The following is a 10,194-nucleotide window of genomic DNA, read 5'->3' on the forward strand; positions in this document are numbered from 1 at the left end:
TCCATGTCCTCCCGCCAGTCCCCCGCGGGTCGGTCCGTGCCGAGCACGAACTCGTTGTGAAATCTACCTCACGCTATGCATCGCGGCTACCGGACCGAGGGTTACCCGCCAGCGCCGAGCTACTTACTCCGTTGCGCGCGAAGCTGCTTCGTGCCGACCGGATTGTTTGGTTATCCGCCCGGCGTAGAGCGCGCCGAGCGACGCACCGGCGAATGCCGTGCAATAGTCCACCAGCTCGTCCATCGGCACGGTCACCCGCCCGCCCTGCTTCTCCACGAGGACCCGCTCGAGCATCCCGACGACCGAGAGCGCGTAGATGTCGACCAGTTCGGCGGGCGGCCGCGCTTCGGGTCTGGCCTCGGTGGCGGTCGCGGCCACCAATCGCGCGAATCGCCACAGTGCCTCGCGCATCCGGTGTTCCGCGCCCGCCCCGGTGGGCTCCACGAAGACGATGCGGAGTTTGCGCGGATCCTCGGCCAGCGCGGTGAGGTAGGTGCCGATACCCGCGCGTAACTTGCGGGTCCCCTCGGCGGGCACGGCGCCCACGGCGCGGGCGACCGCGTCGAACAGCTCGTCGATGACGCGATCGAAGACCGCGGCGAACAACTCCTTGGTGCCGCCGAATGATTCGTAGAAGTACCGGTCGGTGAGCCCGGCGGACCGGCACAGGTCTTTGACGCCGGTCGCCGCATACCCCTGGGTGCCGAACAGTTCCAGGCCGGCGTCGAGCAGTTTGCCGCGCCGCGCGGCGACCCGATCCGCCGCACCGACGCCGCCGTAGGGCCGCACAGGTCGTCGCTGTTCGGCGCCGCCACTCATCGCTGGACCTTTCTCGTCATCTCCGCATTGTCTCCCATGGCGAGCGACCGTCTGCTAAATATGACTATCAGGATAGTCAGAATTGCGAACGGGGTCGTGCAGTGACAGCTCACTATCGGGACAGCGCGGTCAGCAGGCGATCGGTACTGCGTGGCGCGGCGGGTCTGGCAGGCGCGGCCGGGTTGGCGGCGACGGCGGGTCCGGCGGCGGCACAGGGGGCACGCAGGCGAAACGGTCCGCCGCGCAATACGGTCGCGGTCTTGGGCGCGGGCATCGGCGGACTCACCGCCGCGCACGAGCTCGCCGAGCGCGGCTTCCAGGTGACGGTGTTCGACCGCAAGGAGCTGGGCGGCAAGTCACGCACCATCCCGCTACCCGGCACCGGCGGCGGTGGTCGCGCGCCGCTACCGGGCGAGCACGGCGCCCGCGGCTTCACCTCGTTCTATCACCACGTGCACGACACGATGCGCCGCATTCCACTGCCCGGTACCCGAAACACGGTGCACGACAACCTGGTTCCGTTCTCGGTCAACGACCCGCGCTACCCGCGCGCCGGAAATCTGCCGGACGGCTTCCCGCTCATGTTCGGCTTCTACTTCGATCCACGGCAGGCCCTCACCCCGGACGGGTTGCAGCGCATTCTGGTCGAGGTCTTTCTGAAGAACAACCTCATCCCGCTCCCCGAGGCGATCCACATGGCCGGCCGGGTCGTCACCTACCTGACCTCCAGCGAGGAGCGCAGGTTCGGGCAGTGGGAGCACGTGAGCTGGTGGGATTTCGTCGACGCCGGGAGCAGGTCGGCGCAGTTCCAGGCCCTCGCCGCAACGGGTTTGACGCGCGCGCTGGTCGCCGCGAAGGAGTACGTCGCCAGCACCAGGACGATGGGCAACATGATGGAGGGCTTCTTCATCGCCCTGCTCCAGGAGCTCACCGGCGGCCCCAAGGTCTACGAGGTGCTCAACGGCCCGACCAACGAGGCGTGGCTGGATCCGTGGATCACGCTACTGCGCGAGATGGGTGTCGAGTTCCGGCCCGGCCATGCCCTCGACGGCTTCGAGGTGGCGGGTGACCAGATCGCCGGCGCGCGAATCCGTGTGCCGGACGGCGTAACTCGACTACACAGTGCCGACTGGTACGTCTGCGCGGTGCCGACGGACCGCGCGCGGCGACTGTGGTCGCCCGAAATCCGGGGCCTGGACCCGGATCTCGCGCGGATGGACGAGCTCACCCTCGACTGGATGACCGGCTTGCAGATGTTCGTCAGCGAAAAGCTGGAACTCGGCGCGGGTTACAACATCTACCTCGACGCGCCGTGGCGCTTGACCTCGTACTCCCAGCGCGCGTTCTGGGAGGTCGACTACGCCGCGAAGTACGGCGACGGCACCGTCCTCGACGGCCTCACCATCGACATCGCCGACTGGGATACCCCCGGCATCCTGTTCGGCAAAACCGCCAAACACTGCACCCGCGAAGAGATTTACCAGGAGACCTGGGCACAGCTCACCGCCGCGCTCAACGACGACGGCCGAATTCAGTTGCAGGACGGCATCGTCCGGGACTGGCTGCTCGATCCAGGCATCAGCTGGCAGGACGGCCGGAACCAGAACGATGAACCGTTGCTGGTCAACACGATCGGTTCCTGGGCGGCGCGGCCCAACGCGTACACGAAGATCCCGAACCTGTTCCTCGCCGCCGACTATGTGCGGACCAATTTCGACCTCGCGACGATGGAGGGCGCCAACGAGGCGGGCCGCGCCGCGGTGAACGCGCTGCTCGACGCCGCGGGATCCACCGCGCAACGGGCCACGCTGTTCACCAGAGACTCGATTCCCGCCTTCGAACCGCTGCGTCAGATGGACGCCGCTCGCTACCGCGCGGGGCAGCCGAATCTGTTCGATCTCGGTTGACTTTTCGGTTGCTCGCCGACTGCCCGCCAGAAAAGCCTCGGTCCCCTAGACTTTCGCGGGAGAGACGGGTTCACCGACAGCGACTCGTCCGCCATCACCGCCAGTAGGGGGCATGGGTGACGGAAAGTACCGAGATCGTCCGGGTGCACATGACGGGATCCGAGTGGTTCGCGTCCGCGCCGGGTGGGCTCAACCGGTACTTCACCGAGCTGTTCCACGCGCTCGCCAGGCAACCCGGCGCGGAGGTGTCCGCCGCGGCTTTCGGCGCGCCCGCCCCCGGTGCCCGATCATGGGGCAGGCTGGGCGGTTCCACGGTGCGCCGGGCCAGCACCGCCTTCCTCGATCGCGACGAGCTGCGCCCCGGCACGGTGCTCGACCGGCACTTCTGCCTCTACGGGCCGGCCGCCGTCGCCCGGCACGGACGGCTCCCGCTGGTCGTTCACTTCCATGGGCCGTGGGCGGCCGAGAGCCGGCTCACCGGGCAGAGCGCGGCGGCGGCGCGCGCGAAGTATCTGATCGAACGCCTCCGCTACCTCGGCGCGGACCGATTCGTGGTGCTGTCCAACCACTTTCGCGAGGTACTACATACCGACTACCGGGTTTCCCTGGACCGCATCGCGGTCATCCCGCCCGGCGTCGACCTGACCCGCTTCGACGCCTCCCCTATCCGACCCGAGACGCGAACCGTGCTGTGCGTCCGCAGGCTCGAACACCGGATGGGGATCGATACCCTGCTGCGCGCCTGGCCCGGTGTGCTCGACGAGCATCCGACGGCGCGACTGGTAATCGTCGGCACCGGCACGGCCGAGGCCGAATTACGCGCCGCCGCAACATCACTCGTTGACACCGTCGAGTTCGCCGGGCACGTCGACGATCAGCGGCTCACCGAGCTCTACGAGCAGGCGCAGTTGACCGTCGTGCCCACCACCGCGCTGGAGGGCTTCGGCCTGATCGCGCTGGAATCGCTGGCTGCGGGGCGCGCGCCGATCGTCACCGACTGTGGCGGACTACCGGATTCGGTGCGCGGGCTCGATCCGTCGCTCATCGTCCCCGCCGGTGACGCCGACGCGCTCGGGGCCCGCCTGGTCGCCGGATTGCACGGCACCGTGCCCACCCCCGCACAATGCCGGGCCCACGCGGAGACCTTCTCCTGGGATGTCACAGCCGAGCGGCATCTCGCGATGTACCGGGCAATCAGGCAATGACCACGGCACTGTTCGTGGCCCACACCGCGGCGCCCTCCGGCGCCGAGCTCGCCACCTTGCGACTGGTGTCGGCCCTACGCGACCAGGGGCGGCTCGGCGTCGCCATGGTCTACACAGCGGACGGCCCCTTGGTCGAACGGATGCGCGCACGCGGGATCGAAACCCGCGTGCTGCGTGGCCGATTCGACAGCCGCGCGATGACCATCGGTTCCGGCCCGCTCCGCCTGGTCGCCGGATTCGCCGCTCTGCTGCGGCTCGGCTGGTCGCTCGGCGCGACCGCCAAAGAGCTCGGCGCGCACGTCGTGGTGGCGGAGAGCAGCAAGGCGCTGGTGATGGGTGCGGTGGCCGCGCGGCGTGCCCGCGTTCCGCTGGTCTGGCAGGTGCACGATCGCCTCGCCCGCGACTACTTCGGGCGACTGCCCACCCTCGTGCTGCGGCTGCTCGGGCGGCTGTTCAGCCGCGGCTATCTCGCCAACAGCCGCACCACGCTGGCCACCCTGCCGGTCGGACGCAGGCCCGCGCTGGTGGCCTATCCGGGGGTCGAACTCGGCCCTGATATCCCCCGTCGGGCTCAACGTCCGCCCGCCGACACCGTGGTCGCCGTGGTCGGCCGGTTGTCACCCTGGAAGGGCCAGGACGTGCTGCTGCGTGCCCTCGCCGCCGCGAAAGTCCGTCCGCGACAGGTGTTCCTGATCGGCGGCACGTTCTTCGACGAAGAGCCGTACCGCGCCGAACTCGAACGTCTTGCCCGCGAACTCCAGTTGCCGGTGACTTTCACCGGCCACGTCGACGACCCCGCCGAATACCTGCGTGACACCGACATTCTGGTGCACAGCTCGGTCCTTCCCGAACCGTTCGGCCAAGTGGTGGTCGAGGGCATGCACGCGGGCTGCGCCGTCATCGCCAGCACGCCGGGAGGTCCCGCCGAGATCGTCCAGCCCGGTGTCGACGGGTTACTCGTACCAGGCGGCGACGAACGACGACTCACCGCCGCACTCGACACCCTCATCGGCGACCCAGCACTGCGCACCAGACTGGCCACGGCGGCCCGCACGCGCGCCAAAGACTTCGACATCACCGAAACGGCGCACACGGTCGCCACCTTCCTCTACGACATCGCACAACGCAACGGCGCGGCGGGCACCCCCCATTCAGCAGAGAGAGCCCCGCATGGCTGAACACGCGGACCAGCACGACCCGGACCGTTCACCCGCTCCACCCGGAGCGCACCGCCGAAATATCAAGCGCCGCCACGGCTTTCTCGGGATCGTTCGCGACATCGGCTATGTCAGCTTCGGCAAGTACGGGCAGTACGTCGTCACCATCGTGACGGTGCCGCTGATCGCCCGCGTACTGGGCGCGCACGGTCTCGGCCTGCTCGCGATCGGCATGTCGGCCTATTTCATCGGCTCGCTGCTGGTCGATCTCGGCATCACCTCGTACCTGGCCGCGCGGGTGCACGACGCTGGCCTCGGCGACGACCGGCTGGCGCACATCAATCAGCTGCGCGGCGACTACCTGGCCATCCGCACGACCACCCTCGGCGTCCTCGGCGTCGCGTTGCTGCTCAGCTACGCGCTCGGCGCACCGGTGCATCTGGAGATGATCCTGCTCGGGCTGTTCGCGGGCGGCTTCTGGTCGGTGTCGGAAGACTGGTTGCTCATCGGGCAGGGGCGCTTCGGCGCCTCCACCGCCTATCAAGCCGTCGGCCGCATCGGGTACCTCGCGCTGCTCGTGGCGGTGCTCCCCCGCGTGCCCAATGCCCAGGTCGCGGTGCTGTGTCTGCTCGTCTCGTCCATTCCGACCGTGCTGCTGACCTGGTGGGATTCGTTGCGCACCTTCGGGCTGCCGTCGCGGCCGCGCGACGTGCGGACCGTGTTACGTACCGGCGCACCGGTTTTCACTTCTCGTCTGTTGGTGACCACCTACGGGCAAGGTGCGGCGGCGGTGTACTCGGGCGTGCTCGACGCCGTGTCGCTCGGGCTCTATTCAGCGGGCGACCGGTTGGTCCGCGCCATCCAATCCACCCTGGACCCCATCGGTTTCGCCCTGCTACCGCGGATGGCGCGCAAGAGCGCCGACGACAACTTCTGGCGGCACGCACTCCAGGCCCTGGCCGCCTGCGTCTGCACCGCGACGGTGGCGGCCGCCGCGGTATGGCTGGCCGCGCCCATGCTGATCCATCTGGTGTTCGGCAAGGACTTCACCGCCGCGATCGACCTGCTGCGGGTGGAGACGTTCGTGCTGCCCGCGACGGCGATCACCTCGTTCGTCACCACCGCCGTGCTCCCGGTGCGCCAGGACACCACCGGCGTCCTGATCGGCGCGGTGCTCGGCACCTGCGTGGCGGCCACGGCACTGGCCATCGCGTTCCGCACCCACTCGGTGTGGACGCTGGTCTACGGCACCGTGATCGTCGAATTCACCGTCGCCGCTTGGTATCTGCTCAGGATCCGCACACTCATCCGCCGTGAGCGGGTAACACCCGCTCCGGATCCCGCGATTGTGCTGATGCGGGAGGACGGCGGGACATGAGAATTCTCTATCTTGGCGACGACTGGGTCGGCAGCAATGCCCACTCACTGGCCGACGGCTTCCGACAGGCCGGGCACGACGTCGTGGTCATCGACACGACCCGGGTTACCCTGCCGACCAGACTCTCGCCGCCCTGGGTGTATTCGAAGCTGGCCCGCAAGCGCGCGCCGTGGAACGTGGCCGGGTTGCACGCCGACATCGACCGGGCCGCCGCCGTGTTCCAGCCGGACATGTTGTTCGCGTTCAAGAGCATTCATTTCGACCAGCGCAGGCTGCTGGACGTCCCCGCGCGGCTGCACGTGCACTACAGCCCCGACGACGTCGCGAACCCCGAGAATGTCAGCGCGGAATACCTTGCGCACGAGGCCGACTGGGACCACATCGTCACCACCAAACGCCACAATGTCGCCGAACTGCGCGACCGCGGCGCCCGCGCCGTCACCTTCGTGCGCAGCGCCTACGACCCGGCCTGGCACCACCCCACCGCGCGGCGCGGCACCCGGCAGTTCCTCGTCGGCTTCATCGGCGTGCGCCGCCCGGACCGCCGGGCCGAGCTGGTCGAGCTCGCCAGTACGCACGGCTCCCGCATGCTGGTGCACGGGCCGGGCTGGCGCCGGGTGCCCGAATTGCGCGCCACCGGAGCCGAAGTCGGCGGCGCCGTGTACGGCGAACGCTACTCGGAGGTGGTCGCGAGCGTCACCGCCAACCTGGTCCTGCTCAACTCCGACAACCGCGATACGCACACCTGCCGCACCTTCGAAGTGCCTGCCGCCGGTGGGCTTTTCGTCGGCGAACGCACCGACGAGCACGCCGAACTGTTGCAGGACACCAGCGAGTGCTTCCTGTTCACCGGGGCCGACGAGCTGAGCTCCATCCTGGACTGGTGCGCCGCGCATCCCGACAAAGCGGCCGCGGTGGCCGAGGCCGGGTACCAGCGCATCGTCGCGAGCGAGCACCGCTACGTCGACCGGGCCCGCGAGATCGTGCGCGCGGTCAGTGACCGCTCATGACAGCCACCACCGAGGTCCTGCTGATCGCGCTCGCGCTGGCCACGATCGTGGTGGCCGCCAGCACGATTCCCGGCGTCGCGCGGGTGTTCCTCATCGCGCAGGCGGCGTTCTGGTCGCTGTCGTATCTGGCGCGCCCGCTCGTGCTGCTGTGGGTGCAGCCCGAACCGCACTTCGGTGACAATGTGGCCGACCCGCGGCTGGCCCAGTTCGGCTACGACCGCGGCATCGCGCTGGTGCTGGAGCACGTCGCCTTCGGCCTGTGGGTCTACGCGGGACTCGTTGTCGCCTATGCGTTCTGGGCTCGGCGGCATCCGCCCGTCAAGCTGCCCGCACTGACCGGCGATCCGAATTTCGTGCCGACCCTGGTGGCCACCTATGGCGTGGGACTGTTCGGCCGGGCCGCCTCCGTCGCCTCCGGTTCGGTCGGCGGCGCGGGCGAGATCGGCAGCGCCAATCCGATCCTGTCGTTCGTCGCCATCCTGGCCACCATCTCCGCCCTCGGGCTGATCATTTTCGTCCGCCCTGCCCGCCCGCAGCTGACCGCCCTGATCATCGGCGGGTTGCTCATGGGTGAGCTGGCCTGGACCGCCGTTGTCGAGTCGAAGACGCCCATCATCGGTGCCGCACTTGCCATCGCCATCCGCTTCGCGATCCTCGGGTGGACCAAGACCAAGGCGATCTCGGTCGGCGCCATCGCGGTGCTCGGCGTCGGCGGGTTCGGTTGGTTGCAGTCGCTGAAGCAGACCGAGTACGCGAAAGCCGAAGCAGCACTGGTCGATTCGAGTTATCCGCCGGTCGTCCAGCCCTTCCTGAGCATTCTGCGACGGTTCGATCTACTCGAGGCCGCGACCGACGCCTACTTCCACCAGCCGGGCCTGTGGCTGTCGCCCGTCGAGACGCTGCGGCATGCCGCGGCCAGCCTGGTTCCCAGTCAGCTGCTCGGCACGGCCAAGTTCCAGTCCGGCACCGCGTGGGCGCAAGATGTGCGCGGCGCGTCGGTCGACATGACCAGGGTGTCGGTGTCGCTGGCCGAGGGCAATCTCAACGAAGGCTATGTGCTGGGCGGCTATCCGGGCGTGGGCATCTGTGCCGTCTTCACCTTTCTGCTGCTGCTCGCCTGGGCCAGGGCGTTATATTCGCGCGTGTTCCCGATCGTGGTGCTCGGGCTCGCGATGACCGGCTCCTCCGCGCTGTTCGAACGCGGGATTCTCGGCAGCATGGAGAATCTCGGCAAATTCCTGCAAGCCGCCGTGCTCGCCTGGCTCATCTCGCTGGTCGTCCGCGAATACCGCAGGCGCACACAGACTGATCTACCGTCCGCGGAGCGACCACCTGCTGCGGAACCTGTTGTCGTCGGGGCTGTCACTACCGAAAAGAGAGAATCCCCATGGGATTGATCGATTATTGGCATATCGCGCGCCGACGCTGGGTCATCATCGTCGCGGTGATGGTGCTGTGCTTCGGCGCGTCGGCCGGATACCTCAGCACCCTCCCGACCACCTACGTCGCCACCAGCAGCATGTACGTGTCGATGGCGACCGGCACGTCGGTCAACGACTCCTATCAGGGTGGACTGGCCGCCCAGCAGCGGGTCCGCTCGTATCTGGACCTGGCCACCAGCGCCACCGTCGCCAAACGCGTCATCGACGACCTCGGCCTGAAGATGTCGGTCAGCGAGGTCCAGGGCAACATCAAGGCGTTCTCGCCGCCCGCGACGACGAACATCATCCTCACCGTCCAGTCCTCGTCCGCCGAAGGCGCGCGCGACCTGGCCAATTCGGTGGTTTCCCAATTCCGGCGCCTGGTAGACGAATTGGAGACCATCGAGCGTGACGCGGCGCCGGCCGCACGGGTCACCGTGGTCGACCGCGCCGAGGTGCCCACGGCGCCGAGCGGACCGCAGTCGACCCGCATCCTGGCGCTCGGCCTGCTCGCCGGCATCGCGCTCGGCTGCGCGGCCGCCTTCGTCCGCGATCGCACCGACCGCACCCTGCGCACGTCCAACGATCTGGCCGCCGTGCTGCCGGTGCCGATCCTGGGCATCATCGACGCGGATCGGCCCGGCGCGCCCGACGAGACACGACGGCTACGCACCCGGCTGCTCCGTGAGGGCGAGAGCCGAAGCATGCTGCTGACCAGCTTTTCCTCGCAGTCCGAGCCGGAAGTAGCGGTGGCACTGGCGAAGTCGTTCGCCGACACCGGCAGCAAGGTGGTGCTGATCGACGCCGATACCTCGGGCCAAGGCAGCTCGCGCGCCTTGGCAGAGCAGCCGAGCGCCGGTCTAGCCACGGTGTTGCAGGGCACCGCGCCGATATCGGAGGCACTGACCGCGTGGCCGGAGACCGGCCTGACCGTGCTGCCGCTCGGCGCGGCCGACGAGCGGACACCCGATCTGCTCGCGTCGGACCGGTTCGCGGCCGTCGTCGCGAAACTGACCACCGACTACGACCATGTCGTGGTGCAGGCCGCACCCGTCGCGCACGCCGCCGACGCCATCGCCGTGGCCCCGCTCTGCGATCACACCATCGCGGTCGTGCTGCTCGGGCGGACCAGCTCGCCGGAATTGCGCGGTGCGCTGGCCACATTCGGCGACAACAAGCTCACCGGCGCGGTAGCGTACAGCAAGCCGGGCAACCGGCTGCAGCGACTCAGCGGGAGGCTGCGGCGATGAACGACGATGCGGTCGGCCGACGGCGCATGCTCGCCGCGGCGCTCGGC

At 68.7% G+C, this 10,194-nt stretch carries 8 protein-coding genes; 7 read left to right on the forward strand and 1 reads right to left on the reverse strand.

What is annotated here, in order from left to right; genetic code table 11:
* Nucleotides 1–123 precede the first annotated feature (123 nt).
* A complete protein-coding gene (locus NN4_RS38250; protein WP_147141445.1) occupies nt 124–819 on the reverse strand; it encodes a TetR/AcrR family transcriptional regulator in 696 nt (231 codons plus the stop codon).
* Nucleotides 820–920: 101 nt separating this feature from the next.
* Between NN4_RS38250 and NN4_RS38255 the strand changes: the two genes are divergently transcribed.
* The 7 genes from NN4_RS38255 (at nt 921) to NN4_RS38285 (ending at nt 10,147) form a co-directional block, all read left to right on the forward strand.
* Nucleotides 921–2,726 (forward strand): hydroxysqualene dehydroxylase, encoded by a 1,806-nt coding sequence (locus tag NN4_RS38255; RefSeq protein WP_246181311.1) that lies wholly within the window; start codon nt 921–923, stop codon nt 2,724–2,726.
* A 149-nt stretch (nt 2,727–2,875) separates the two neighbouring features.
* Nucleotides 2,876–3,931, forward strand: coding sequence for a glycosyltransferase family 4 protein (locus NN4_RS38260; RefSeq protein ID WP_147141471.1), 1,056 nt, complete (start codon nt 2,876–2,878; stop codon nt 3,929–3,931).
* The gene (locus tag NN4_RS38265; RefSeq protein ID WP_147141448.1) at nt 3,928–5,109 is read left to right on the forward strand and encodes a glycosyltransferase family 4 protein; all 1,182 of its coding nucleotides are present in this window, start codon (nt 3,928–3,930) and stop codon (nt 5,107–5,109) included. The genes NN4_RS38260 and NN4_RS38265 overlap by 4 nt, the downstream gene beginning before the upstream one ends.
* On the forward strand, nt 5,102–6,466 hold the full coding sequence (locus NN4_RS38270) for a lipopolysaccharide biosynthesis protein (RefSeq protein ID WP_147141451.1): 1,365 nt from the start codon (nt 5,102–5,104) through the stop codon (nt 6,464–6,466). The genes NN4_RS38265 and NN4_RS38270 overlap by 8 nt, the downstream gene beginning before the upstream one ends.
* On the forward strand, nt 6,463–7,476 hold the full coding sequence (locus NN4_RS38275; RefSeq protein WP_147141454.1) for a CgeB family protein: 1,014 nt from the start codon (nt 6,463–6,465) through the stop codon (nt 7,474–7,476). Before NN4_RS38270 ends, NN4_RS38275 begins: the two co-directional genes overlap by 4 nt.
* Nucleotides 7,473–8,873: a hypothetical protein gene (locus NN4_RS38280; protein ID WP_147141457.1), complete on the forward strand. Its 1,401-nt coding sequence runs from the start codon at nt 7,473–7,475 to the stop codon at nt 8,871–8,873. The genes NN4_RS38275 and NN4_RS38280 overlap by 4 nt, the downstream gene beginning before the upstream one ends.
* Nucleotides 8,864–10,147 carry a GNVR domain-containing protein gene (locus NN4_RS38285; RefSeq protein ID WP_147141460.1) on the forward strand — a complete coding sequence of 428 codons (1,284 nt, stop codon included), beginning with the start codon at nt 8,864–8,866 and terminating at the stop codon, nt 10,145–10,147. The genes NN4_RS38280 and NN4_RS38285 overlap by 10 nt, the downstream gene beginning before the upstream one ends.
* Nucleotides 10,148–10,194: the final 47 nt, after the last annotated feature.

This window comes from Nocardia ninae NBRC 108245, from assembly GCF_007990755.1.
GTDB lineage: Bacteria > Actinomycetota > Actinomycetes > Mycobacteriales > Mycobacteriaceae > Nocardia > Nocardia ninae.

What these genes read in the sequence shown, in the direction of transcription:
- NN4_RS38250 (WP_147141445.1), bottom strand. Translation starts at nt 819, where the DNA reads ATGAGTGGCGGCGCCGAACAGCGACGACCTGTGCGGCCCTACGGCGGC.
- NN4_RS38260 (WP_147141471.1), top strand. Translation starts at nt 2,876, where the DNA reads ATGACGGGATCCGAGTGGTTCGCGTCCGCGCCGGGTGGGCTCAACCGG.
- NN4_RS38265 (WP_147141448.1), top strand. Translation starts at nt 3,928, where the DNA reads ATGACCACGGCACTGTTCGTGGCCCACACCGCGGCGCCCTCCGGCGCC.
- NN4_RS38285 (WP_147141460.1), top strand. Translation starts at nt 8,864, where the DNA reads ATGGGATTGATCGATTATTGGCATATCGCGCGCCGACGCTGGGTCATC.
- NN4_RS38270 (WP_147141451.1), top strand. Translation starts at nt 5,102, where the DNA reads ATGGCTGAACACGCGGACCAGCACGACCCGGACCGTTCACCCGCTCCA.
- NN4_RS38280 (WP_147141457.1), top strand. Translation starts at nt 7,473, where the DNA reads ATGACAGCCACCACCGAGGTCCTGCTGATCGCGCTCGCGCTGGCCACG.
- NN4_RS38275 (WP_147141454.1), top strand. Translation starts at nt 6,463, where the DNA reads ATGAGAATTCTCTATCTTGGCGACGACTGGGTCGGCAGCAATGCCCAC.